Origin of the sequence: Hyphomicrobium sp. MC8b (assembly GCF_905067615.1) — a bacterium.
GTDB lineage: Bacteria > Pseudomonadota > Alphaproteobacteria > Rhizobiales > Hyphomicrobiaceae > Hyphomicrobium_B.
In genome coordinates this window covers 2995206-3020418 of the sequence record NZ_LR898465.1, presented here as the reverse complement: position 1 = coordinate 3020418, position 25213 = coordinate 2995206, and the positions used below count along the sequence as shown (strand labels likewise).

Below are 25213 nucleotides of genomic sequence, written 5' to 3'. Positions count from 1 at the left end.
CAAGCGCTGAAACTTGTCTGGGTGCTGACCTTCGTCGGCATGACGATGTTGTGGGATGACGGCCCACGCAACAACCGTCATCCCGGCGCAGGCCGGGATCCAGCCAAGTTGGATGTTCGGCCGGTTCTTTGATGGCGCGGTGAGCCTCGGCGTCGCTCGGAGATGACGAGCGGCCGAATTACTCAGCCAGCAGTTTCGCCACTCTCGGAGCAAAGTACGTCAGCACGCCCGACGCTCCCGCGCGTTTGAAGGCCAACAGGCTCTCGACCATTGTCTTGTCGGCATCAAGCCAGCCGCGCTCGAACGCCCCCGCCAGCATCGCATACTCGCCCGACACCTGATACGCGAACGTCGGCACGCCGAATTCGCTCGAAACCCGCTGCACGATGTCGAGATAGGGCATGCCGGGCTTCACCATGATCATGTCGGCGCCTTCGTCGAGATCGAGCGCAACCTCGCGCAGCGCTTCCTCGGTGTTTGCCGGGTCCATCTGATACGTGCGCTTGTCGCCCTTGAGCAGACCCGTCGAGCCGACCGCATCGCGGAAAGGCCCATAGAATGCGCTCGCATACTTCGCGGCATACGACATGATCTGCGTGTTCTTGAATCCCGCCGTCTCAAGTGCGGCGCGAATGATGCCGATGCGCCCGTCCATCATGTCCGAAGGAGCGAGAACGTCGGCCCCAGCTTCCGCCTGGACCAGCGATTGCTTGACGAGCGCGGCCGTCGTCTCGTCGTTCACGATCTCGCCGCCGACGATCAGCCCGTCATGCCCGTGGCTCGTATAGGGGTCCAGCGCCACGTCGAGAATGACGCCGATGTCGAGCTTGGCGGCCTTGATCGCGCGCGTCGCCCGGCAAACGAGATTGTCGGGATTGAAGGCTTCCTCGGCGCTCTCGCTACGCTTCCTGGGGTCGGTAAACGGGAAGAGGGCGAGAGCCGGGATGCCGAGCGCTTCAGCTTCCTTCGCCGCGTCGACGATCAGATCGACGCTCAACCGTTCGACGCCCGGCATCGACGCCACCGGAATGCGCTGGGCTTCGCCATCGACGACGAACAGTGGCCAGATCAGATCGTTCGGCGAAAGCAGATGCTCGGCAACGAGGCGGCGCGACCACGGACTTTTCCGGTTCCGGCGCATGCGAATTGCCGGAAATCCGCCGGAAAGAGAGTCGGGCGGCGTGCCTGCATTGGCGGCGGAAGACGTGGGGCGCATGCGAGAAGACATGGGAAAAGTCCTGCTGACGTGTCGATCCGTTCCTGAGATGGCGGAACCGCGGGGACAATGGACACGTGCCGGGCTTCCGCGCAAGCCGCGTTACGCAGGTCAGATATCCGCAGGCGCCACGCTCGTTCCCTCATCCCCTGGCCTAGAGAGGGCGGCCGATCTCAATCGCAGATCTTGCCGAACTTTCGCTGGGCCATGTCGATGTGAAAGTGGTTCCGGTGCGCGGCATTCGCTTCTGGTCCAAGCGTCGTGCCGAACGTCCGGCAGGCCGACGCGTGCGCCTCCCGCAGGAAGGCCTGCATTTCCGGCGGCGGGTTTCTGAGGCCGACAGGAAACGCCGCCTTGGGCGTCGCTGTTTCCGGGCCCGGTCCGCCGAGCCGGTTCACATCCGTGGCCGATGCCCACGACGACGTGACCACGACATTTGACACGCCTTCGATGATGGTCGAACGCACGAGCCCCGCCGCCGCCGCGCCCGCAGTCGATGGCACGATGGACGGCAACGCCCCTTGCGCCGGATTGCTGGCCACGTTCGTTTGCGCAGTCTTGGCGGCCGCGTCTTCCGCAGCCTTCTTCCGAGCCGCAGCTTCAGCGGCAATCTCGCGCTGCGGCATGCCCCAGTCGTCGAGCACCTCGGCCGTCTTCGCGGATCTGGTAACGAAACCGCCGATGTCGATGGCGTTTGCAAGCGCGTGTTCGCTGAGCTTCGTCGACTTGCGGCCATAGGCGTTGCGGCAGGAATAAGAACTCATCGTCTCGATTCGGACGATCGCCGATTTTAGATGCTTGCGCGCCAGGGGCTGCACGTCGTTTTCGAACCAATTCGCGAGCTGCTCCACGAGATCGCAGCGCACAATCGCGGGCGGCGACAGCGCGACCTCCGGACTTTGTCCGATGCTGATGAGTTCGACCGGCGCGGGAGCCCCGCAAGCGCCGTCGCGGATGGGCGCGTGCGGGAGGGCCACGGCATGAATGCGCTGCAGGATAACGGCGCAATGCGCGCGGGCGTCGGCAATTTCCGTCTCCGACCAAGCGTCGGCAGGTTTCGCTGCGGCTTGTGCGTCGGCCTCGGCGGCGGAAGGCGTCGCCTTGGCCGGATCGGCGGCCGTGGAAGCCGCCGCAGCGTTTGTTTTCGGCGCGGCCGTTTGCTGCGCCGGCTTATGAGGTTTCTTGGTGGTTGTCGCGTCCGCGTCTGCCGCAACGAAGCCGATCGCAGCGGATGCGCAGGCCGCAGCAGCCACGACGGCGCGCCAATACGTTCGTTTGGCCGAATTGCGCTCGTGTGCTGTCATCATGATTGTCTGTATGCGGCCTGGTATTTCAACGCGGGCGGGATTTCGAAAGCCGATGCCAAGGTCAGGGCGCGACGCATGCCCGCGCAGTCACGCAATTATGATCATTGCAGAGTTTGCGTCCGCGGCCAAGTCATTGGCGTTGCACGGCAGTTACAAGTTCTGGACAAATTCCGTGAGCCTTGTGACCGATTGTGCTTTATCGCCGCAAAAACTAGCGAGCCCGGTGGAAACGGGGCATAGCATAACGATTGGAATCAAAGCACGTCTACGATCGAGCAGGCAGTGAACGAACCTAAGATCGCCATCAACACGGCCACACCGATGCAGGCTGAGAAAATCGTCGCCGCCCAAACACAGGCGTTGCAGACGTTCACGCTTGATCGGCCCTCGTCCCTCAATGCTCTCGACAATGAGATGTGCCGTGTGTTGCTTTCGGCCATTCCGCGTGTTGCGAGAAATCCCGACGTTTACATCGTTGCGCTCGTGTCGAGCAGTCCGAAAGCATTTTGCGCCGGCGGCGATGTTGTGGCGCTTTCCGCCGCCGCGAAAAGCGATATCGCGACGGCAAAAAGCTACATGCGAGACGAATATTCGCTGAACTGGTTGCTTGAATGCTTCTCCAAGCCGACCGTCTCTTTCATCGACGGGCTGTGCATGGGCTCGGGCGCGGGGCTTTCGGCGTTCAATACGCACCGCATCGCCGGTGAAAACTTCAAATGGGGGATGCCTGAGACGAAGATCGGACTTTTTCCCGATGTCGGGATTGCGCGCGTCCTGGCGAAAATGCCATGGCCGATCGGTCTCTATCTCGGCCTGACGGGGCGCTCGATAGGCCGCGCCGATGCGCAATGGCTGAGGCTCGTCACGCACTGCATATCGTCCTCGCATTTCGAAGATATTCGCGCCAAGCTCGCAGACGCCCTGCCCGTCGATCCGCTTCTCGATGATCTGAACCAGCCGCAAGTGCCGGGCGATCTGCAGAAAGAGCGCGGCCATATCAATGAGCATTTCTCCGAGCCGACACTGGACGGAATTTTTCGCTCGCTCGAAAGGGCCGAGGCGAAAGGTTCGGAATGGGCGCAACGCACGCTTTCTGGGTTGAGGAAGTGCTCTCCGATTTCATTGGCGATAACGCTGCGCCATATTCAGAATGCGCTTCGTTTCGATATTCGCGATACGCTGATTGAAGATTATCGTCTCGCGGTGCGCTGCCTTGAAAATCACGATTTCCACGAAGGCGTGCGCGCTCTGCTACGCGATAAAGATGGCAAGCCCGTCTGGCAGCCGGCGCGTTACGAAGATGTTGCAGCCGACATCGTCGAAGGTTATTTCAAGCCGCTGCCGGAAGGCGATCTCGAACTGCCGAGTCGCGTGGAAATGCAGGCCGCGCGCGTCTAGTTTTGCGATGGCGTATTGCATCCAATTATCGTTGCGCAATTAACGCGAAAATCACCACAAACAAATTTCATGTTGCTGACTGGTTAAAAAACCCTTGGAAATAGGGCCTGTCACTATTCTTTTACTATATCTATTTAGGCGAAATTCAGTCCTTCCCATTATCTATTTGTCAAAACCCGGGGCAAACCGGGTGGCGTCAAAAACATGTGAGGCAGGGTAATGAGTTTAGCGTATGAAGTGGCACGTCACCGCGCGCCCGTTCAAGAAGAAGGCTTTCGCGGTGAATATCTCCAGGCATTGCGCCTGATCGAACGCCTTCATCGGCTTTTGCTCGACGTCATCAAAGACGAATTCGATCGTCGTGGCGGCGCCGAACTCAACAGCGTGCAAGCGCTGCTGCTCTATAACATTGGTGAGAGCGAATTGACCGCGGGCGAATTGAAGACGCGCGGCTATTACCTCGGCTCGAACGTCTCCTACAATTTGAAGAAGCTCGTCGATATGGGCTACATTCACTACAAGCGGTCGGATACCGATCGCCGCTCGGTGCGTGTCAGCCTCACCGACAAAGGCCACGAGGCCCGCGACGTCGTCAGCAAGCTCTATCTTCGCCAGCTCGGTTCCGTTCAAACCGTCGGCGAAGTGTCGGGCGATGACGTCAAGAGCCTGAATAAGGCGCTGGTTCGCCTGGAACGTTTCTGGTCGGATCAGATCCGCTACCGCCTGTAATACTGACGATTGCGCCACTCCTCGGGTTTGCCATGCTGTTGTCCCGCAGCATTAAATGGGCCGTTCCTTAAATCCGGAGCGGTCCTTTTTCGTTTGCAGTTATTCGGTTAGACTGTCCCTGAGAAAAGCCGCCATGGCGAGGGGCAGGGGGACGACGTGCATATCGGGCGATCGACATTTGCCAGGGCGGGCTCAGCCGCCCGCAGAATGGCGCCACTGCTGGTCGGTATCGGTTTCGTGACGCTTTCCGCCGCCGCATGGACCGGCATGGGAAGTGCCGCCGCCCAGAGCTTCGGCTGGATCAATTTCGGCCCGACCGGCAACGACGCGCCGGGTTCCTCGCTCTCGACCAATCCGACCGACCCCGATTTCGTCCGCGAGTGGGAAGCCAACCCGCCGAAGGGCTTCGCCACGCTCGCGAAGGCGAACATCGAAGCGACGAAGATGGCTGTCCGCGAATATCTGATGATCGTCAGCCGGGGCGGCTGGCCGCAGCTTCCGGTACCGCCGAACAAGACGCCGCGCGATAGCCTGCTGCAGTATGGCACGACCGATCCAAGCGTCGCGCTTCTCCGTGCACGCCTTGCAGCGTCCCGCGATTTGCGGAGCGGCAATACAACTTCGACCTATTTCGATTACGAGGTCGACAAGGCGCTGAAGCGGTTCCAGGCGTCGAACGGATTGACCCCGACCGGCATCGCCGACAAGCGCACGATCATGGCGCTGAACGTGCCCGCGGACGTACGCCTGAAGCAATTGAAGGCTAATCTGGCGCGCCTCCAGGAAGTCATCCCGACGACGCAGAAGAAGTACGTCGTCGTGAACATTCCTGCCGCCCAAATCGAAGCTGTCGAGAACGGACAGATCGTTGCTCGCTATGCAGGCGTCGTCGGCAAGGAAGATCGCCCGACGCCGTTGCTACGCACCCCGATCACCGATCTGAGCTTCAATCCGACCTGGCGCCTGCCGCCGACGGTCATCGCTGAGGATCTGATTCCGCGCGGTCAGCAGATGCAGAAGAAGGGGCAGAACGTTCTGCTGAAATTCGGCATCGACGCCTACGACGGCGGCGGTAGGAAAGTCGATCCAGCGAAAATCGACTGGGACAAGGTCAAGCCCGGCACCTACCGCTATAGCCAGAAGCCCGGCAAGGAGAACCCGCTCGGGTTCCTCAAGATCAATTTCAACAGCGCCCACTCCGTTTACATGCACGACACCCCGTCGGACCGAATTTTCGGGCGGAATTTCCGATCCGAAAGCTCGGGCTGCATCAGGGTTCACAACATCGAAAATCTGGCGACGTGGTTGCTTGCCGGACAAAACGGCTGGAATGCCGACCGGATCGCGCAAATGAAAGAATCAGGCAAGCCGATGGACGTCCGGCTGAAAAAACCCGTTCAGCTGCTGTTTGTTTACATTAGCGCCTGGGCCACGGCCGACGGGGTCGTCCAGTTCCGCCGCGACATCTATCAAAAGGACGGCGTCGGCGAGATCGCCGCCTCATATTAGCTCAGAGAACTGTCTACATACCTCGGTATGGTTTGATGCGCCTCAAGGTTGGTTGTGGTGCTTTAGAATAATTGCAAAGGTTCTGGGCAGGAGCGTTGGGTGTTGAAGAAAGTCCTTGAACCTGACCAAAATTTCATGCAACTGCGCGACGAAACGGCACTGGTTCTTTGTGCCCTCCGGGGCCATAAAGGCTGAAAAATAAAATGAACGTCGTGCTTTTGGGAGCGGAAACCAGAAGATGAATTACGAGCAGAAGCTCTCCGATGCCCTCGATGCCGTCAAGAAAGAAGGCCGCTACCGCGTCTTCGCCGACCTGAAGCGCCGCCGAGGTTCCTTTCCCAAAGCCGAAGTGATCAAGGGCGAGGCTGCCAAGCCCATTACCGTATGGTGCTCGAACGACTATCTCGGCATGGGCCAGCACCCCAAAGTGCTCGCCGCCATGCACGAAGCGATCGACCTCGTCGGTGCCGGTTCGGGCGGGACGCGCAACATCGCCGGCACGACCCACTATCACGTCGAACTCGAAAACGAACTCTCCGACCTCCATGGCAAGGAAGCCGCTCTCGTCTTCACGTCGGCCTTCGTTGCCAACGAAGCGGCCCTCTCGACGCTGGCCACGCTCTTTCCGGGCTGCGTGATCTTCTCGGATGAAAAGAACCACGCTTCGATGATCGCAGGCATTCGCAACGGCCGCGGACCGAAGCAGATCTTCCTCCATAACGATCTCGCCGATCTCGAAGCGAAACTCAAAACGGTGCCGCGTGAGACGCCGAAGATCATCGCTTTCGAGAGCGTCTATTCGATGGACGGCCACGTCGCCATGATCGGCGCCGTCTGTGATCTTGCGAAGAAATATAACGCTCTGACGTATCTCGACGAAGTGCATGCCGTCGGCCTCTATGGTCCGCGTGGCGGCGGCGTCGCCGAACGTGACGGCGTCATGCACCGCGTCGACATCATCAACGGCACATTGGCCAAGGGCTTTGGTGTGATGGGCGGCTACATCGCTGCCTCGAAAACCATCTGCGACGCCATCCGTTCCTACGCGCCGGGCTTCATCTTCACGACGTCTTTGGCGCCGGCCATCGCTGCTGGTGCAGTTGCTTCGATCCGTCACCTGAAGTCGAGCAGCACTGAGCGCGAAGCTCACCAGGAACGTGCCCGCACGTTGAAGCGCAAGCTCGCTGCCGCCGACCTTCCGGTCATCCAGGGGCCGAGCCACATCGTGCCGGTGCTCGTCGCCGATCCGGTGCGCTGCAAGGCGCTGACGGACGTTCTCCTTGATCGCTACGGCATCTACGTCCAGCCGATCAACTACCCAACCGTGCCGCGCGGCACGGAGCGTTTGCGTCTGACGCCGTCTCCGCATCACACCGATGCCGACATGGATCACCTCGTTAACGCCCTGTCCGAGCTGTGGTGTCAGTGCCCGCTGGCGCTGATGGAAAGCCTCGCCGAAGCCGCCGAATAGGGCGGGGTCGCCGAGCAGGACCTGACTACCCCTTTGAGCCAAAAGCCCCATCCGCGCCGATATTACGCGCCCGGGTGGGGTGTTGAGCCCTGGCGCCTGAGCCCTTACTATGGTTGAACCCGCGTCCGGCCGGGCTTGACTTAACGGTCCCCGCCAGCGCTACAAAAACATTTCCAAAATCAGGGGAAAGCTCAATGTCGACTGCACCGGCCGCAGCAAACTCGCAGACGTCGCGCTTCTTCAAGGCGCACCTCTCGGAGACCGATCCCGAGGTCTTCTCCGCCATCCAGAAGGAATTCGGACGTCAGCAGCACGAGATCGAGCTGATCGCATCTGAGAACATCGTGTCTCAGGCTGTGCTCGATGCTGCAGGTTCCGTTCTGACGAACAAGTACGCCGAAGGCTATCCGGGCAAGCGCTACTACGGCGGCTGCCAATACGTCGATATCGCCGAAGAGCTCGCGATCGACCGCGCCAAGAAGCTGTTCAACTGCGGTTTTGCCAACGTGCAGCCGAATTCGGGCTCGCAGGCCAACCAGGGCGTCTTCAACGCGCTGGCGAAGCCGGGCGACACGATCCTCGGCTTGTCGCTCGCTGCCGGCGGACACTTGACGCACGGCGCACCCGTCAACCAGTCGGGCAAGTGGTTCAACGCCGTCCATTACATGGTGAAGCCCGACACGCACCTCATCGACATGGACGAGGTGAAGAAGCTTGCCCACGAGCACAAGCCGCGCATCATCATCGCCGGCGGTTCGGCCTATCCGCGCAAGATCGACTTCGCAGCGTTCCGCGCGATTGCCGATGAAGTCGGCGCGACGTTCCTCGTCGATATGGCCCACTTCGCCGGTCTCGTCGCTGCTGGCCTGATCCCGAGCCCGTTCCCGCACGCCCACGTCGTCACGACGACGACGCACAAGACGCTGCGCGGCCCGCGTGGCGGCATGATCCTGACGAACGACGAAGATATCGCGAAGAAGATCAACTCGGCGATCTTCCCTGGCATCCAGGGTGGCCCGCTGATGCACGTCATCGCAGCGAAGGCCGTCGCTTTCGGTGAGGCGCTGCGCCCGGACTACAAGGTCTACATCAAGAACGTCATGGACAACGCCAAGGCTCTTGGTGAGGTCATGGTGCAGAACGGCTTCGCGCTCGTCTCGGGCGGCACCGACACGCACCTGATCCTCGTCGACCTTCGTCCGAAGAAGATCACGGGCAACAAGGCCGAGAAGTCGCTCGGCCGCGCGCACATCACCTGCAACAAGAACGGCATTCCGTTCGACCCCGAGAAGCCGATGGTCACGTCGGGCATCCGTCTGGGTTCGCCTGCCGGCACCACGCGCGGCTTCGGCGTCGCGGAGTTCCAGGAGATCGGCCGCCTGATCTCGGAAGTTCTCGATGGTCTGTCGAAGAACGGCGAAGAAGGCAACGCAGCTGTCGAAGAGGCCGTGAAGGCCAAGGCGACGGAACTCTGCACCCGTTTCCCGATCTACGCTTAAGCGCGATGTAATGAAAAAGGCCGTGCGGCGCTCGCCCACGGCCTTTTTTCATGTCTGCGAAGCTGAGTGATCGGGGCTTTACGCGCCCTTCTTCCAGCGCGCGGCGGCTTCGGCGATGCGGGCCCCGAAGAGTTCCGCTGTCTTCCTGTCCTGTTGTGGCGGCGCTTTATCAGCGCCTTCGTCGGCATTCGCTTGCGTCATGAGGCCGAGAAACGATCCCAGGCGATTAATGGCTTCGGGCGTCGTCGTCGTTGAATTGTAACCCGGCATCATGCCCGTGCCGACCCAGACCATTCCGTGCTGACCGGCAAAAACCGCCAACTGGGTGAGCGTTGACAGCTTATCACCCGACCAGCTCGCCGAATTCGTAAAGCCGGCCGCGATCTTGTCTTTCCAGCCCCGCGTGTACCAAACCTTCGAGGAAGCATCCATGAACTGCTTCATGACGGCGGAAGCCGAGCCCATGTACGTCGGCGCGCCGAACACGATGGCGTCTGCATTCGCAAGCTCGTCCCAAGGCCCTTGTTCGGACGCGGTAAGGTCGTCAGCTTTATAAAGCCGGGCTGTGGCGCCCGCGACGGTTTCTACACCTTTGGCCACGTACTCCGCGACGACGGCGGTGTGGCCATATCCAGAGTGATAGACGACGGCGATAGTGGTCATTTAGCGTTCTCCGCACTTGCGATCTGCCGGGGGCGCATATACGGGTTAGAAACTGACGGTAAAGTACGCACCTTTTGGTAACTATGGGTCAAACATGCCAGGCGCCGATCCATTCAAGAGGTTGAAGGACGATGCGGAAAAGCGGGGTTCTCGCGCCGCGAACATCTATGCGGAAGCTTGCCCGTCGCGCGCCCTGCTTGAACTCGTGGCGGACAAATGGACGCTACTCGTCATGCCCGCGTTACGCCGCGGCCGAATGCGCAACGGCGAACTCATGCGGCTGGTTGAGGGTGTCTCGCAAAAAATGCTGACTCAAACTTTGCGTACTCTTGAGAGCAACGGGCTCGTGCGACGCATCGATCGCATGGAAGTCCCTCCTCATGTTGAATACGAACTGACTGAGCTTGGCCTCTCTCTGGCCGACGCGATGCGCAAGCTTGATTCGTGGGTTGAGACGCATATCCAGGCAGTCGAAAAGGCCCGTGAGGAGTTTAAAAAGCAGAATCGGCCTAAGAGCCGGCAATCGAAGCTTTGAGTTCTTTGAACTCTTTCACCCATATGAATTTGGTTCACAAATGCGCTTCCGTAAGGGATAACGCGCCACTCCGTGCTATACGACGCACGTATTGAATTAAGGAGAAATCGGGATGCGCTGTCCCTTCTGTGGAAGCGAGGATAGCCAGGTCAAGGATAGTCGGCCGTCGGACGAGAACTCCGCGATCAGGCGTCGGCGTATCTGTTCCGATTGCGGCGGCCGCTTCACGACGTTCGAGCGCGTGCAGTTGCGCGAGCTGACGGTTGTCAAACGTTCCGGCCGCAAGGTCCTGTTCGATCGCGACAAGCTCTCGAAGTCGATCTCGGTCGCGATGCGCAAGCGCCCCATCGAGCCCGAACGCATCGACCGCTTGGTGTCGGGCCTCGTCCGCCAGCTCGAAAGCTCCGGTGAAACCGAAATTACCTCGGCCGAGATCGGCGAACTCGTCATGGCAGCCTTGCGCGGCCTCGATCCGGTCGCATATGTCCGCTTCGCCTCCGTCTATCGCGACTTCCGCGATGCGGCGGATTTTCACGCCGTCCTACGCGAACTCGCGAGCGATACCCACGATCCGCTCGATCTTAACGAACGGTTCGGCACGCCCGTGCTTGATGAGCTTGCCGCCGAGAAAAAGCACTAAGCGACATGTCGCGAAGAAAAAGTTCTGCGTTCGACGCCGAGATGATGGCGATTGCGCTGCGCATGGCCGAGCGCGGGCTTGGTGCGACTGCGCCTAATCCATCCGTCGGCGCTGTGATCGTCAATGAAGAAACCGGGGAAGTGATCGCGCGCGGCACGACGGCGCGCGGCGGCCGCCCGCACGCAGAACCTCAGGCGATCGCGCTCGCCGGCGATAAAGCCCATGGCGCGACGATTTATGTGACGCTGGAGCCATGCTCGCATTATGGCCGTACCGCGCCATGCGCCGACGCCATTGTTGCCGCTGGATTGAAACGCTGCGTCGTCGCTATCGAAGATCCCGATCCGCGCGTAGCGGGCCGGGGGCTCAATCGTCTCCGCGATGCTGGCATCGAAGTCTTGCGCGGCGTCGGTGTGTCGGAAGCCCGCTGGATCACGCGCGGCCACATCGTCCGCATCACCGAGCGCCGCCCGCTCGTCACTCTGAAACTTGCGCTCGATGCCAACGGCGAAATCGCGCGCGGCTCGGGCTCTGCGCCCGTCTGGGTCACGGGCGAACTCGCCCGCCGTCACGGCATGCTTCTGCGCAAAGAATTCGATGCGATCCTCGTCGGCAGCGCCACCGTGCGCGATGACGATCCGGAGCTGACGTGCCGCCTGCCGGGCCTCATGGATCGCTCGCCGGTACGCGTCGTGCTTTCGCGTTCGCTCGATCTGCCGCTCGCAGCCAAGCTCTTCAAAAGTGCCCGCGACGTTCCCGTCTGGCTGATGACGTCGGCGGCAAGCGACGCTGCGAAGAAACGCGCCATCGCCGACGGCGGCACGGAGGTCGTCGACGTCGGTGTCGTCGGCGACACGTTATGGCTGCCATCGATCATGGAGGCGCTGGTCGCGCGCGGCATCACCCGCCTCCTGGTCGAAGGCGGCCCGGGAATCTGGCGCGGCTTCGCGGATGCAGCGCTGGCGGACGAGGTCGTGCTCTATATGGCGGGCAGCCCATCAGACGTTGCCGCCGACAGGGCCATGCGGCGGTGGGTCGGAGACCTTGGAATGACCGCAGTCGAACGACGGACAATCGGCACCGATACGATGTGGCGCTATCGTCGCCTTGCAGATAGGGAAGGACGCTGATCGCATGTTTACTGGATTGATCACCGATGTCGGCGAGGTCATAGCGCGCTCTGGCGGCTGCTTTACGCTGCGGACGGCCTATCCCCTGAAGCCGGAAGAAACAGGCCTTTCAATCTGCTGCAACGGCGTCTGCCTGACGGCGACGGACATCAGACCAATTTCGGCCGGTGCCGAATTTACCGTCGACGTCTCGAATGAAACTCTGGCCAAAACCACCCTCGACAGCTGGCAGCCTGGCCGCCGCGTCAATTTGGAACGGTCGCTCCGGGCGGGCGACGAGCTTGGCGGGCATATCGTCTCGGGGCACGTCGACGGCGTCGCCAAAATTATTTCAATTACCCCGGACGGTGACAGCAAACGCTTTCTTTTGGAAGCGCCCGAGCATCTTTCCCGCTATATAGCGCCCAAGGGTTCGGTCGCGTTGGACGGAACCTCGCTGACCGTCAATGAGGTTGCGGAAACCCGGTTCGGCGTCAATCTCATACCGCATACCTTGACGGTGACGACCTGGGGCGCGAAAACCCCCGGCGATCTGGTCAATCTGGAAGTGGATGTTTTCGCGCGCTACGTCGCGCGGCTGATGGAGTTTCGCCCCTAATGTCGGGTCCTTCAAACCTACGGACTGTGCGCAGCGACAGCGTCCTGTCGTCGATCGAGGAGATCATCGAAGACATGCAGAATGGCCGCATGGTCATTCTCGTCGATGCCGAAGATCGCGAGAACGAAGGCGATCTCATCATCCCGGCGCAGATGGCGACGCCCGATGCCATCAACTTCATGGCCAAGTACGGCCGTGGACTGATCTGCCTATCGCTGACGCAGACGCGCGCGACCGAGCTCAATCTCGATTACATGGTTCGCCACAACGGCTCGCGCAATCGCACGGCTTTCACCGCGTCGATCGAAGCCCGCGAAGGCATCTCGACGGGCATCTCAGCGTTTGATCGCGCCCGCACCATCGCGACCGCCATTGATCCGACGAAAGGGGCAAACGACATCGTCTCGCCCGGTCACGTCTTCCCGCTGATCGCGCGCGAAGGCGGCGTTCTCGTCCGAGCCGGCCATACTGAAGCCTCGATCGATCTCGCCAAGCTTGCCGGGCTCAATCCGGCGGCCGTGATCTGTGAGATCATGAACGAGAACGGCACGATGGCGCGTCTTCCCGACCTGACAGCCTTCGCGCAGTTCCATGGGCTGAAGATCGGTTCGATCGAAGATCTCATCGCCTATCGCCTGAAGAATGACCGCATCGTCAAGCGCGTCGCCCAGACGCCGGTGACGACGGCGGCAGGCGATTTCAATCTTGTCGTCTACGATACGACGGTCGAGCCAGGCGAACACTTGGCGCTCGTCAAGGGCGACCTCTCGAAGGGCGGCCCGGTTCTCGTGCGTGTGCATGCCGTCAATGTTCTCTCCGACGTCGTCGGCATTGATCAGCATTGCGAAGATGGCACCGCCATCGAGCAGGCGATGCGCGCCGTCGAAGCTGACGGCCGTGGCGTCATCGTTTTGATCCGCGATCTTCGTCCGAAGTCCGTTTCCGAATGGATTTCGCGTCGGTCGACGCCGGGCGCGGTGGCGGATGCGAGCAAGGAGCGCCGCCAGGTTGAAATCGGTATAGGTTCGCAAATTCTTGCCGATCTCGGCGTCAAGGACATGGTGCTTTTGACGACGTCCCCGCAACATGTGTACGTGGGCCTCGAGGCGTTCGGGCTGCGTGTCACCGGAACACGGAAAATCGAGTAGCCCGAGCCATGGTTCAGAAAACGCCAGCAGCGCCGCACGATGACAAGGGCGCCGGCCAGATTCGCGCCCACGTCCTCCTGATCGAGGCGCGCTTCTATGAAGATATTGCCGATCTGCTGATCGAAGGCGCCATTGCCGAGTGCGCCAAGCGTGGTGTCACGTTCGAGCGGGTTGCCGTTCCGGGCGCGCTTGAAATTCCGCAGGTGCTTGCTGCTGCCGCCGAAGCGCGCGCAGCCGGCCGCGCCACCTTTGACGGCGCCATCGCTTTGGGCTGTGTCATTCGAGGCGAAACGGGCCACTATGACATCGTCTGCAACAACGCCAATCACTGGCTGATGGATGTCGCGATGAAGCAGTGCATTCCCGTCGGCAATGCTATCCTCACCGTCGAAACGCGCGCTCAGGCACTGGCGCGCGCCGAAGGCGGCATCAACGGCAAAGGCGGCGATGCCATGCGCGCGTGCCTCCGCCTCATCGAGACGAAACGCGCATTCTGGGACGTGCAGGTATGACGGCCAAGGGCAAACCAAAGGTCGGAGAAATAACGCCGCGCACGGCTGCGCGCATTTCGGCTGTCCAGGCACTCTATCAGATGGACGTCGCGGGCACGGACGTAAACGACGTCATCGCTGAGTTCATCGAGCAGCACTTCGAAGGCGACAATCGCAACGAGACGCTGGCGACCGCAGATCGCGTTTTCTTCGCTGACATCTTGCGCGCGGTGATCCGTCGGCAGCGCGAGATTGATCCGATGATCGACGAGCAGCTCGCAGCCGGTTGGCGGCTCGTACGCGTCGATTCGATCCTGCGCGCCATTCTCCGCGCGGGCGTCGCAGAAATTCTGGACCGCAGCGATGTTCCCGCGCGCGTCGCCATCAGCGAATATGTCAACGTCGCGCATACCTTCTTCGACGAGGAAGAGCCACGCGTCGTCAATGGCATCCTGGATAAACTAGCGCGGCGCGTTCGCGGCCACGAATTCGTTTCAAAGCGCGTGACGCCGTCGTCCTGAGACGTCTCGCCCGCAGCCAAGCGTTGGGTTGAGAGCATGCCGCCAGCGCCGTCGAAAATGTCTGCCTCAGGCGATCGGATCGCGAACGAAACCGATCTGATCCAGACCTATCTCGCACCGCTGACGCGCGGCGCGCCGGGCGCATTTGAACTGCGCGACGACGCCGCGCTGATTGCGCCCGAGCCCGAAACCGATCTCGTCTTCACGAGTGATCCGATTATCGCGGGCGTGCACTTCTTTCCGACGGACAACCCCGCCGACATTGCGTGGAAGGCACTCGCCGTCAACGCCTCCGATCTCGCCGCCAAGGGCGCGAAGCCCATTGCCTACATGCTGAACCTCGCGCTCCCCGGGCCGCCGATGCGGGAATGGATAAGCAACTTTGCGAATGGCCTGCACGCCGCGCAAGATCGCTTCGGCTGTCATCTAATCGGCGGCGATACCGACATGACGCCCGGTCCGCTTTCGATTGGCGTGACGATCATCGGAGCGGTGCCGACGGGCAAATTCGTTCGTCGCCAGGGCGCGGCATCGGGCGACCACGTGTTCGTCACTGGTACAATCGGGGATTCCGCGCTGGGTCTGCGCGTTCATGCCGATCCCTCGGCGTTCCCGCACCTGACGTCCGTTGAGCGCGCCTTTCTCGAAGACCGTTACTTGCGCCCGACGCCGCGGCTGGCGCTCGGCGAAGCGCTGCGCACCCACGCATCCGCCGCGCTCGATATCTCGGATGGCCTGATGAAGGATCTCACCCGGCTTGCGGGCGGCCTGGGGTTGAGGCTTCATTTCGATCTCATACCTTTGTCTAAGGCCGCAGCCTCGGCGCGGGCACATGATCCGGCCCTCGCTGAAACGATCCTTGGCGGTGGCGACGATTACGAATTGCTGGTCGCGGTAGCCCCGGCGGCGATCGCGGACTTCAGAAATGCGGCGCAAGCCGCAGGCATCGCCGTGAGTGACCTTGGTGCACTCGACGCGAACATTTCGCTGCAGGTCGTCGATGCGGACGGAACCCCGATGGCGATTGAGCGGTTTGGATACGACCATTTTTCCCGGTCGGCGCGATAGCAACACTCGGACCGCTTCCGCGCGGCATGTATGCCACATCGCATCGGCTTTCGCAGCGAGATCGAGACGGAAACGGCTTGGAAACGCGTCACTGTTTGGCCATATGCGTGATGACAGGTAAGTGGCTGAAATAGCACGACGGTGGCGTTTGAGGGCGGTGTGCGGCTGCAAGCCGACCGGGTGCGTATTATCTATTGGTGCGCGTCGAACGAGGTAGCCGGGCAAGCGGGGATGAAAGATTTGATTTCGACAACGCGGTTTGGGACTTCTGTTGTCAGAGCTGCGGTGCTTGGCGCCGTTGTTGCGTTCGCCCAATTCGTCCCAAGCTTCGTGACGACCGGCCACGCCCAAAGCCTATGGGAACAGCTGCAGCGAAACTACGGCGCGGACACGAGCACCAACAGCGCACCGATTGACCGCGCGCCTCAGCGGCTCGACGACCTGCGGCCGGACTCGACGCCCTGGCGCAGCGACACGATGCTGAATGCGATTTCCGCGGCCATCGAACACTATCAGCAGATCGTTAGCGCTGGCGGCTGGCCGTTGGTCCCACCCGGCCGCATGATGCGCGAGGGCGACGACGACGACCGCGTGCCTATCCTGCGCAAGCGTCTTCGCATCACTGGCGATCTCTCCAGCAAAAGTACCTATTACGACTCGACGACGTTCGATTCCGAGCTGACCGATGCCGTGAAGCATTTTCAGAAGCGCAACGGCTTGCGCGAAACGGGTCGCATCGAGCGCTCCGTCTATCCGGTTTTGAACATCACGGCCGAGCAGCGCCTCGCTGAGCTGAAGCTCAACTACGATCGCATCAAGGGCCTGATGCAGAACGTCGAGGAGCGCTACGTCCTCGTCAACATCCCGGCGTTTCAGGCTGAGGCCGTCGACAAGTTCGAGGTGCAGCTGCGTTTCCGCACCATTGTCGGCCGCCCCGAGCGCGAAACCCCCGAAGTTGCGGCGATGATCCGGAACATCAATTTTTACCCATACTGGCACGTGCCGCAGAGCATCGCGACGCTGGACCTTATTCCGCGCCTCAAGAAAGAGCCGGGCTACCTCTCCGATGAAGGCATCCGCGTCTATACGGGTAATGGCCAAGAGCTTGATCCGAAGACTGTCGATTGGTCGTCGCCGCAGACGGCAACGTATCGCTTCCGGCAAGACCCCGGCGCGAAGAACGCTCTCGGTCTGCTGCGTCTCGATATGACGAACCAGTACGGCGTCTACATGCACGATACGCCGATGAAGACCCTGTTCGACCAGCGCAGCCGTCCGTTCAGCGCTGGGTGCGTGCGCGTGCAGAATGTCGTCGATCTGGCGGATTGGATCGCGCACAACGAGCCCGGCTGGGGCGAGCCGGGCAGCGTCCGCAAGCAGCTCGCCCTCGGCCAGCCGATGGAGCTGAAGCTGACGCGTCCCGTGCCGGTTCACTTCGTCTACATCACGGCCTGGGCCGAGCCCTCGACCGGCGAGGTGCAATTCCGCCAGGACATTTACGGCCGCGACGGCTCGGCGCTGAAGTCCGGCTACGAACGTGACGACGGCGACGCCCCCAATGCCGCCTCCGCTGCAGCGCTCGCGCCTTGATCTAATTGCTTCGTCCTCGGCCGAGCACGCCATAGGCGTGTCGAAGGCGGGGATCAGGCACAAAAATTACTTTGCAATATTGGGCCTTCGGCGCATCTCACGCTGGATCTTCTCAGCGCAGCAGGCTGGACACCGGCAGCGAGCGGCTCGCGACTTCGCGCAGTACAAAGCTCGAGTGCAGCCGCGACACGCCCGGCAGCCGTGAGAGCTGCTCCTTATGGATGCGTTCGAAATCCGCGAGATCGCGCGCCAGCACCGTGATGAGATAATCGTCCTGCCCCGACATCATGTAGCAGGACACGATCGAGGGCGCCGCCGCGGCTGCCTTCTCGAAGGCCTCCAGCAGTTCCTGGCTTTGGCTTTCGAGGCTGATCTGGACCACGGCCATCATGCTGAGCCCCAGGGCCTTGCGGTTGACCCGCGCCTGGTAGCCGTCGATCACTCCGGACTGTTCGAGCGCCTTGATCCGCCGCGCGATGGCCGTCGGCGATAGAGGAACACGCTCAGCGAGGTCGACTTGGCTCTGACGGCCGTCAACCAGAAGGGCCGCCAAGATGGCCTTATCCAGCGCATCCAAAGGAACTTCAGCCATTTTTCTGCGCCTATCCCGCCATTTTCGCAGATTTTCATCAAAAACGCTGTTGAGCACAACAAAAATCGCAGAGTAACGGCCGCGGGCCTGTGTCAACCTACACTGTAGAAGATCGGAAGCTGCGCTTTACAGGAGCGGATCATGCGCATCGGTGTTCCCACGGAAATTAAGAGCGATGAGTTTCGGGTCGGCCTAGTGCCGGGTTCGGTTCGCGAACTGGCAGCTCGCGGCCACGAAGTGATCGTTCAGTCGGGTGCCGGTGCCGGCATTTTCGCCGACGATGCGGCCTACGAAAAGGCGGGCGCCCGCATCGTCAAATCGGCCGAAGAAGTTTTCTTCGACTCCCAGATGATCGTGAAGGTCAAGGAGCCGCAGAAGGTCGAGTGGAAGCGCCTGAAGCCCGATCAGATCCTGTTCACCTATTTGCATCTCGCTCCCGATGCGCAGCAGGCCATCGGCCTGATGGAATCGGGCGCGACGGCCATCGCTTACGAGACGGTCACCGACGCCAACGGCTCGCTGCCGCTTCTCGCGCCGATGAGCGAAGTTGCTGGCCGTCTTTCGATTGAAGCCGCAGCTCAGGCCCTGCGTCGCCCTACCGGCGGACGCGGCGTTCTGATGGGCGGCGTCCCGGGTGTGAAGCCCGCAAAGGTCGTTGTACTCGGCGGCGGGGTCGTCGGTACGCATGCAGCGCGGATGGCGGCCGGTCTCGGTGCCGACGTGTCGATCATTGACCGGTCGCTTCCGCGTTTGCGCCAGCTCGATGAGCTGTTTGAAGGTCGCGTGCGCACGCTCGCTTCGACGATGGAAACGATCGAGACCGAAGTTCTCGCCGCAGACGTCGTCGTCGGCGCGGTGCTTGTCGCCGGTGCGAGCGCACCGAAGCTCGTCAATCGTGCGATGCTGAAAGACATGAAGAAGGGCGCCGTGCTCGTTGACGTCGCGATCGATCAGGGCGGCTGCTTCGAAACGTCGAAGCCGACAACGCACGCGCAGCCGACGTTTGAAGTCGACGGCATCATTCACTACTGCGTCGCCAACATGCCGGGCGCTGTGCCCGTCACGTCGGCTCAGGCATTGAACAACGCAACGCTGCCATTCGTGATGAAACTCGCAGAGCAGGGGCTTGCAGCATTCGATCGCGATCCCCATCTCGCAGCAGGATTGAACGTCAAAGGCGGCCGTATCATGCACTCTGTTGTTGCTGCGTCGCTGGGCTTTGACACGGTAGAAGGCAGCCGGAACTTTCGTCACGCCGCTGAGTAGTTAGAACATCGAACCCCCGTGCCGCCGGATCCCTCACCGGCGGTGACCAGCCGGTCGCTTCTTCCCCCCGGAGCGACCGGCTTTCTTTTTTGTAATTTTGTAATTCACCGCAGCTTCATCGCGGAGAGAGTGTACTGCGCTCATCGCCTTCGAAATGTCGCGAAGCGAGTCCATCGTGTTCAGCAACGAATCATCAGGACTTGTGATCATTTCAGGGCAAGCGACGGATCTCTTCCGTCCACCGCGTTAGGCGGATCAGACACTTCGTTACGGTGGAAACGTAATATGACGAAATTCAAAAAAGTTATCGCTTCTTCTCTCATTGCCGCCACCATGACGGCGACTTTTGCTGCGACTGAGCAAGCTGCTGCCGCGCCGTTCGGAACCGGCGTTCCGGCGCTTTCGAAAGACGCTGGCGCCGTCACCCACGTTTATTGGCGCGGCCATGGCGGTTGGGGCTGGGGTCCTGGCGCATTGGTCGGCGGCCTTATCGGCGGCGCAATCATCGCAGCCGCTATTTCCGAGCATCGCGCCGCACCGCGCGACATGGATCGCTGCGCGCGTGACTTCCCCGACTTCAGCTATCGCACGGGCACCTATATCGACCGCCGCGGCGTCGAACGCGTCTGCCCCTATCTCCGCTAAATCAGACATTCGGCAGTGATGCCGAATGAGCGACTGTGCGCTTTCCTTAAAGGAAGGCGCACAGCGCGGGACGTACGCCGCTAGCGGGGCGGTGCGTGCAGGATCTCGTGTGCTTCGCCCGCTCGGTTTCTCCGGCCTTGCCAAGACCATTGGCCATAACGATCAGCAAGGAGATGGTATGAAATTTTTGTTGGTGTTCGCCGCTGCCGCAACGCTGGGTTCTGCGGCATCTCTGGCAGCCGATAGCGCCACGCCTCCCAACGGCGGGAAAGGTGCCTGCAGGGCCGACATCCAGAAATTCTGCACGAGCGTTCCACACGAGAAGAGCAAGATACGCGGCTGCCTGACGGAGCATCAAGCTGACCTTTCCGATACGTGCAAACAGCGCGTGGCAGCGTGGGCCGCAAAGGCCAAGTAACCGTTGCCGATTTTGCAAATGACGGCGGCGCCCGATCCCAAGGATCGCGGCGCCGCTTCTGTTTTTGTTCGGGTTTGTACGCTCAGCCGACGACGCGGAGCCGTGCGCTCTTTGCGACGGCGTGAGCGGAATCAGACGTCTTGAATGCCGTGGCGAGAGATTTGAGATCGCTCGTTTCCGAAGCCAGCACGTTCGTCGATGACGTCAGCTCTTCGGCCATCGCCGCATTCTCTTGCGTGTCGTGATCCATCGTCGCGACGGCGCTGCTGACTTCGGCAAGCGCGGATGCCTGCTCTTGTGCTCCCGCCGCGATCTCGGCCATGACCGTGTTCACCTGTGTGACGGCTTTGGCAATCTCTCCGAACACATGTCCGGTGCTCGTCACCAGCCTCACGCCGTCGCTGACATTTTGCTGCGCCGTCGAAATCAGATCTTTGATCTCGCGCGCCGACTCGGCCGACCGCTGTGCGAGCGCGCGCACTTCCGATGCCACGACCGCGAAGCCGCGGCCATGCTCGCCCGCACGGGCGGCTTCGACGCCCGCATTGAGCGCCAGCAGGTTCGTCTGGAACGCGATGTCGTCGATGACGCTGATGATATGCCCGATCTGCTTCGACGAACTCTCGATTTTCGAGACGGCCTCGATCGCCTCATCGACGATCTTTCCGCCGTCGGACGCCTGGCTGCTGGCGCGCGTTATGATGTCCTGCATGCTGGTCGTCGAGGTCGCCGTGCTTTGCACCGAGACGGCGGTTTCTTCGAGTGCCGCCGCCGACTCTTCGAGAGAGGCGGCCGTGGTCTGGGCTCGCCGCGAAAGGTTCTCGGACGCCGCGAGGATCTGCTCGGTCGCTGCCGTAATGCCGCTGATGCGCTGTAGAACGACCTGCAAGGCTTGATCGAGCTGACCGCTCGCCGAATTGAAATCATCGCGCACGCGTTCGAACTGTGGCGGCAACGCCGCGCCGATGCGGTACGACAGGTTCTGCTTGGCAAGCTCTGAGAGGCCCGACGTGATCGCATCGAGGACGTGCGCGCGCTCGGCCGCAACCTCTTCTTCAACGCGCAGGCGGTCCGCGTCTGCTTCCCGCTGGCGCTTCGCGGCTTCGGCCTGTGCCTGCTGTTGCTCCGCCTCGGCCTTGAGCCGGGCGCTTTCCGCCGCCTCAATGTACGTCGAAATGGAATAATCCATGTCGAGCATCACCGCTTTCGTAAGCGCGATGAGTTTATTGAGCAGGTTCTGATGCGTCGTCTGCTGATTGAAGGAGAGAAGGCTTTTTGGCTTGCTCTCCTCGATGATCGCCGCGAAGAGATGTTCAAGCAGCAGCGTGTAGCCGCCGATGTACCATCGCGGCTCAAGTCCGATCCTGGCGTGTGTTTGGCCGATGCGGCGAACATTGCCGACATACGTCTCATCGATCTTGCCCGCGCTTATCGCGCCCCAGTGACCGAGCTGAGCGGACTTGGCGCGCGCGATATGCGCGTCGTCAGCGAAGAAGCGCTTGAGTTCCGGCGTGGCTTTGATCTTCGCATAGAATTTATCGAGAGCGACGGGGAGATGCCGCATGAGAAGCGGCTTGAGGTCGCGAAGCTGCGAGGTCGTAAGCTCATCCAGTTCCAGGAAAGAAAGGCGGCCGTCGAGATCGGCGCCGGAATTTGCCGGGTGAGCGGTCTTAGCAGGTTGGTGCATTGGCAAAGGATCTCGCGAACTTGAGTTCATGCTGCGATGAACTAAGGACGCAGGGCTTGTGCCAGCCTTAAAGTCAGGAAGAAATTTCTGATGTGCCGCAGTACTTTAGAATAAGGAGGGAGTGAGCGGGCTCATCTGCCGCTCACTCATCCAATTTTACTTCAGGCTCGGAAAATTAAACTCCGCACCCTTGCGGATGCCGGCCGGCCAGCGCGCCGTAACTGTCTTGAGACGCGTGTAGAAGTGCACGCCTTCCGGTCCGTAAATCGCGTGATCCCCGAACAGCGAGCGCTTCCAGCCGCCGAACGAGTGATAGGCAACCGGCACCGGCAGCGGCACGTTGATGCCGACCATGCCGACCTCGATCTTGTCTGCGAACGCGCGTGCCGTATCGCCGTCGCGCGTGAAGATCGCGGTACCGTTGCCATATTCGTGCGTGTTGATGAGATCGGCGGCTTCATCGTAGTTCTTCGCGCGCACGACCGAGAGCACCGGCCCGAAAATTTCTTCGCGGTAGATCGTCATGTCGCGCGTGACGTTGTCGAACAGTGTACCGCCGAGGAAGAAGCCGTTCTCGTAGCCCTGCAGCGTCAGTCCGCGGCCATCGACGACGAGCTTCGCACCTTCCGCGACGCCCTTGTCGATCAGCGAGGTGATCTTGCGCTTTGCGTCTGCCGTGACGACCGGGCCCATCTCCGATTCAGGGTCCGTTGCCGGGCCGACTTTCAGCGCGCGCACGCGCGGTGCCAGAGCCTCGACAAGCTTGTCGGCCGTCTTCTCGCCAACCGGAACCGCAACCGAGATCGCCATGCAGCGCTCGCCAGCGGAACCGTAGCCCGCGCCCATCAGCGCATCGACCGCCTGGTCCATGTCGGCGTCGGGCATCACGATCATGTGGTTCTTGGCGCCGCCGAGTGCCTGCACGCGCTTGCCGTTCGCGGTTCCGCGGCCATAGATGTACTGCGCAACGGGCGTTGAGCCGACGAACGAGATGGCGGCGATATCGGGATGATCGAGAATCGCATCGACGATCGTCTTGTCGCCGTGCACGACGTTGAACACGCCGTCCGGCAGACCGGCCTGCTGGAACAGCTCCCAGATCAGCATCGGTGCCGACGGATCGCGTTCGGACGGCTTCAGGATGAAAGCATTGCCGCACGCGATAGCGACGGGGAACATCCACATCGGCACCATGGCGGGGAAGTTGAAGGGCGTGATGCCCGCAACGACGCCAAGCGGCTGCCGGTCCGACCAGCTGTCGATGTCCGGGCCGACGTTGCGGCTGAATTCGCCCTTCAAAAGATGCGGAATCCCGCAGGCGAAATCGACGACATCGATGCCGCGCGCCAGCTCACCGAGCGAGTCGGCGTGCGTCTTGCCGTGTTCGCGTGAAATCGCGCGTGCGATCTCATCGGCGTTCTTTTCCAGCAGCTCCTTGAACTTGAAAAGCGGACGCACGCGCTTCATCGGCGGCGTCGTGCCCCAGGTCAGTGCGGCTTTCTTCGCGGCAGAGACGGCGGCGTTGAGATCGTCGACTTTCGACAGCGGCAGGCGCGCAACTTCTTCGCCAGTCGCCGGATTGAAGACAGCCTGCGTGCGCTCGGCGTGAGCAGGTGAGCGGCGCCCGTTGATGGCGTTCTCGATCATGTGCATTGGGAAAGGAATCCTCGTTTTGACTTTCGTCATCCTCGAACACGAGAGCGCAGCGATCGCGTTCGGGGATGACAAGTGAATTAGTTCGTCTCCTTCAGCACCTTCGTGAAGGTGTCGAACAACTGGTCGATCTCGGACTTCGAAATGACGAGCGGCGGCGACAGCGCGATGATGTCGCCCGTCTGGCGAACCAGAATACCGGCCTCGAATGCTTTGACGAAACGGTCGAACGCCCGCTTGCCGGGCTGCTCCGGATCGGGCGCGAACTCGACCGCGCCGATGAGGCCGATGTTGCGCACATCGATGATATGCGGCAGGCCCTTTAGTGCGTGGACGCGTTCTTCCCAGTAGGGTGCCAGCTCTGCGGCGCGCGTCAGCAGGCCTTCTTCCGCATACGTGTCGAGCGTGCCGATGGCGGCTGCCGCGGCGACTGGATGGCCCGAATACGTATATCCATGGAAGAAGTCGATCATCCAATCAGGGCCGTTCATGAAGGCGTCGTGGATGTGCGATTTGACGAACACGGCGCCCATCGGAATCGTGCCGTTCGTCACGCCCTTCGCCGTTGTGATGATATCCGGCGAGATGCCAAAATAGTCGGAACCGAACGGCACGCCGAGACGGCCGAAGCCCGTGATGACTTCGTCGGCGATCAGCAGAATGTCGTGCTTCTTGGCGATGGCTTCGAGGCGCTTCAGATATCCCTTCGGCGGGATCAGCACGCCCGTCGAGCACGCAACCGGCTCGACGATGACGGCGGCGATGGTTGAAGCGTCATGCAGCGCAACGAGGCGTTCCAGATCGTCCGCAAGCTCCGCTCCGTGCTCCGGCTCGCCGCGCGTGAAAGCGTTCTTCGCCAGATCGTGCGTGTGCCGCATATGATCAACGCCCGCGACGAGCGCACCGAACATCTTGCGGTTGGGGCCGATGCCGCCGACCGACATGCCGCCGAAGTTGACACCATGATAGCCGCGTTCGCGGCCGATCAGGCGCACCTTGGTACCGTTGCCCTTGGCGCGATGATAGGCGATCGCCATCTTCAGTGCCGTCTCGACCGACTCCGAACCGGAGTTGGTGAAGAACACATGATCGAAGCCCTTCGGCGCGATGGCCGTCAGCCGATTCGCGGCCTCGAAGGCCTTGTTGTGGCCCATCTGGAACGTGCCTGCGAAGTCGAGAGTCTCGACCTGGGCTTTGATCGCTTCGGCAATCTTCGGACGGCAGTGTCCGGCGTTTACGCACCAGAGACCCGATGTGCCGTCGAGCACCTTGCGGCCATCGTTCGTCACATAATGCATGTCCTTGGCGCCGACGAAGAGCCGCGGGTTCGCCTTGAACTGCTTGTTGGCGGTAAACGGCATCCAGAAGGATGCGAGGTCGTTGGGCTTGATCTGTACGTTCATAGGCGAGTCCTTTGTTGGCTCCCGGCGACTCCCCTC

Annotated in this window: 24 protein-coding genes; 17 read left to right on the top strand and 7 right to left on the bottom strand. The window is 61.3% G+C overall.

The features are described from left to right. Positions 1-178: 178 nt before the first annotated feature. Both hemB and ACLB1Z_RS14715 read right to left on the bottom strand, forming a co-directional pair. Entirely contained in the window at positions 179-1228 is a 1050-nt protein-coding gene (hemB, locus tag ACLB1Z_RS14720; protein ID WP_409560511.1) for a porphobilinogen synthase, read from the bottom strand. A 161-nt stretch (positions 1229-1389) separates the two neighbouring features. Next, on the bottom strand, positions 1390-2523 hold the full coding sequence (locus ACLB1Z_RS14715; protein WP_409560510.1) for an extensin family protein: 1134 nt from the start codon (positions 2521-2523) through the stop codon (positions 1390-1392). A 282-nt stretch (positions 2524-2805) separates the two neighbouring features. Between ACLB1Z_RS14715 and ACLB1Z_RS14710 the strand changes: the two genes are divergently transcribed. The 5 genes from ACLB1Z_RS14710 (at position 2806) to glyA (ending at position 9129) form a co-directional block, all read left to right on the top strand. Further along, positions 2806-3921, top strand: coding sequence for an enoyl-CoA hydratase/isomerase family protein (locus ACLB1Z_RS14710; RefSeq protein WP_409560509.1), 1116 nt, complete (start codon positions 2806-2808; stop codon positions 3919-3921). Between the two features lie 219 nt (positions 3922-4140). Then, on the top strand, positions 4141-4650 hold the full coding sequence (gene ldtR, locus ACLB1Z_RS14705; protein ID WP_013948395.1) for a transcriptional regulator LdtR: 510 nt from the start codon (positions 4141-4143) through the stop codon (positions 4648-4650). 207 nt (positions 4651-4857) lie between these two features. Next, positions 4858-6159, top strand: coding sequence for a L,D-transpeptidase family protein (locus tag ACLB1Z_RS14700; RefSeq protein WP_409560508.1), 1302 nt, complete (start codon positions 4858-4860; stop codon positions 6157-6159). Between the two features lie 238 nt (positions 6160-6397). Beyond that, positions 6398-7630, top strand: a complete 1233-nt coding sequence (gene hemA, locus ACLB1Z_RS14695) for a 5-aminolevulinate synthase (RefSeq protein ID WP_409560507.1) — start codon at positions 6398-6400, stop codon at positions 7628-7630. Between the two features lie 194 nt (positions 7631-7824). Further along, positions 7825-9129 (top strand): serine hydroxymethyltransferase, encoded by a 1305-nt coding sequence (gene glyA / locus ACLB1Z_RS14690; RefSeq protein WP_409560506.1) that lies wholly within the window; start codon positions 7825-7827, stop codon positions 9127-9129. Between the two features lie 78 nt (positions 9130-9207). On the opposite strand, the gene ACLB1Z_RS14685 is transcribed toward glyA, so the two are convergent. Then, a complete protein-coding gene (locus ACLB1Z_RS14685; RefSeq protein ID WP_409560505.1) occupies positions 9208-9792 on the bottom strand; it encodes a flavodoxin family protein in 585 nt (194 codons plus the stop codon). A gap of 94 nt (positions 9793-9886) precedes the next feature. Between ACLB1Z_RS14685 and ACLB1Z_RS14680 the strand changes: the two genes are divergently transcribed. From ACLB1Z_RS14680 to ACLB1Z_RS14640, 9 genes are all read left to right on the top strand, one after another. Further along, positions 9887-10327: a winged helix-turn-helix transcriptional regulator gene (locus ACLB1Z_RS14680; RefSeq protein WP_409560504.1), complete on the top strand. Its 441-nt coding sequence runs from the start codon at positions 9887-9889 to the stop codon at positions 10325-10327. 112 nt (positions 10328-10439) lie between these two features. Next, positions 10440-10967: a transcriptional regulator NrdR gene (nrdR, locus tag ACLB1Z_RS14675; protein ID WP_013948389.1), complete on the top strand. Its 528-nt coding sequence runs from the start codon at positions 10440-10442 to the stop codon at positions 10965-10967. A 5-nt stretch (positions 10968-10972) separates the two neighbouring features. After that, complete coding sequence (gene ribD, locus ACLB1Z_RS14670) at positions 10973-12097, top strand: bifunctional diaminohydroxyphosphoribosylaminopyrimidine deaminase/5-amino-6-(5-phosphoribosylamino)uracil reductase RibD (protein WP_409560503.1); 1125 nt, start codon at positions 10973-10975, stop codon at positions 12095-12097. Positions 12098-12101: 4 nt separating this feature from the next. Then, positions 12102-12695, top strand: a complete 594-nt coding sequence (locus tag ACLB1Z_RS14665) for a riboflavin synthase (RefSeq protein ID WP_013948387.1) — start codon at positions 12102-12104, stop codon at positions 12693-12695. Next, a complete protein-coding gene (ribB, locus tag ACLB1Z_RS14660; RefSeq protein ID WP_409560502.1) occupies positions 12695-13843 on the top strand; it encodes a 3,4-dihydroxy-2-butanone-4-phosphate synthase in 1149 nt (382 codons plus the stop codon). The genes ACLB1Z_RS14665 and ribB overlap by 1 nt, the downstream gene beginning before the upstream one ends. Before the next feature lie 8 nt (positions 13844-13851). Next, entirely contained in the window at positions 13852-14355 is a 504-nt protein-coding gene (gene ribH, locus ACLB1Z_RS14655) for a 6,7-dimethyl-8-ribityllumazine synthase (protein WP_013948385.1), read from the top strand. Then, positions 14352-14855 (top strand): transcription antitermination factor NusB, encoded by a 504-nt coding sequence (gene nusB, locus ACLB1Z_RS14650; protein WP_013948384.1) that lies wholly within the window; start codon positions 14352-14354, stop codon positions 14853-14855. Before ribH ends, nusB begins: the two co-directional genes overlap by 4 nt. A gap of 57 nt (positions 14856-14912) precedes the next feature. Then, complete coding sequence (thiL, locus tag ACLB1Z_RS14645; protein WP_409560501.1) at positions 14913-15923, top strand: thiamine-phosphate kinase; 1011 nt, start codon at positions 14913-14915, stop codon at positions 15921-15923. A 231-nt stretch (positions 15924-16154) separates the two neighbouring features. Beyond that, complete coding sequence (locus ACLB1Z_RS14640; protein ID WP_409560500.1) at positions 16155-17513, top strand: murein L,D-transpeptidase; 1359 nt, start codon at positions 16155-16157, stop codon at positions 17511-17513. 112 nt (positions 17514-17625) lie between these two features. Here ACLB1Z_RS14640 and ACLB1Z_RS14635 read toward each other — a convergent pair whose 3' ends face one another. Beyond that, entirely contained in the window at positions 17626-18105 is a 480-nt protein-coding gene (locus tag ACLB1Z_RS14635) for an Lrp/AsnC family transcriptional regulator (RefSeq protein WP_013948381.1), read from the bottom strand. 141 nt (positions 18106-18246) lie between these two features. On the opposite strand from ACLB1Z_RS14635, the gene ald reads away from it, so the two are divergent. The 3 genes from ald to ACLB1Z_RS14620 all read left to right on the top strand — a co-directional run bounded on the left by ald (position 18247) and on the right by ACLB1Z_RS14620 (position 20434). Further along, positions 18247-19371, top strand: coding sequence for an alanine dehydrogenase (gene ald, locus ACLB1Z_RS14630; protein WP_409560499.1), 1125 nt, complete (start codon positions 18247-18249; stop codon positions 19369-19371). A gap of 285 nt (positions 19372-19656) precedes the next feature. Further along, the gene (locus ACLB1Z_RS14625; protein WP_013948378.1) at positions 19657-20016 is read left to right on the top strand and encodes a hypothetical protein; all 360 of its coding nucleotides are present in this window, start codon (positions 19657-19659) and stop codon (positions 20014-20016) included. A gap of 178 nt (positions 20017-20194) precedes the next feature. Continuing rightward, positions 20195-20434, top strand: coding sequence for a cysteine rich repeat-containing protein (locus ACLB1Z_RS14620; RefSeq protein WP_409560498.1), 240 nt, complete (start codon positions 20195-20197; stop codon positions 20432-20434). Positions 20435-20516: 82 nt separating this feature from the next. Here ACLB1Z_RS14620 and ACLB1Z_RS14615 read toward each other — a convergent pair whose 3' ends face one another. The 3 genes from ACLB1Z_RS14615 to ACLB1Z_RS14605 form a co-directional block, all read right to left on the bottom strand. Beyond that, entirely contained in the window at positions 20517-22121 is a 1605-nt protein-coding gene (locus tag ACLB1Z_RS14615) for a globin-coupled sensor protein (RefSeq protein ID WP_409560497.1), read from the bottom strand. 156 nt (positions 22122-22277) lie between these two features. Continuing rightward, on the bottom strand, positions 22278-23774 hold the full coding sequence (locus tag ACLB1Z_RS14610; protein WP_409560496.1) for a CoA-acylating methylmalonate-semialdehyde dehydrogenase: 1497 nt from the start codon (positions 23772-23774) through the stop codon (positions 22278-22280). A gap of 80 nt (positions 23775-23854) precedes the next feature. Then, positions 23855-25177, bottom strand: a complete 1323-nt coding sequence (locus ACLB1Z_RS14605; RefSeq protein ID WP_409560495.1) for an aspartate aminotransferase family protein — start codon at positions 25175-25177, stop codon at positions 23855-23857. Between the last annotated feature and the right edge of the window lie 36 nt (positions 25178-25213).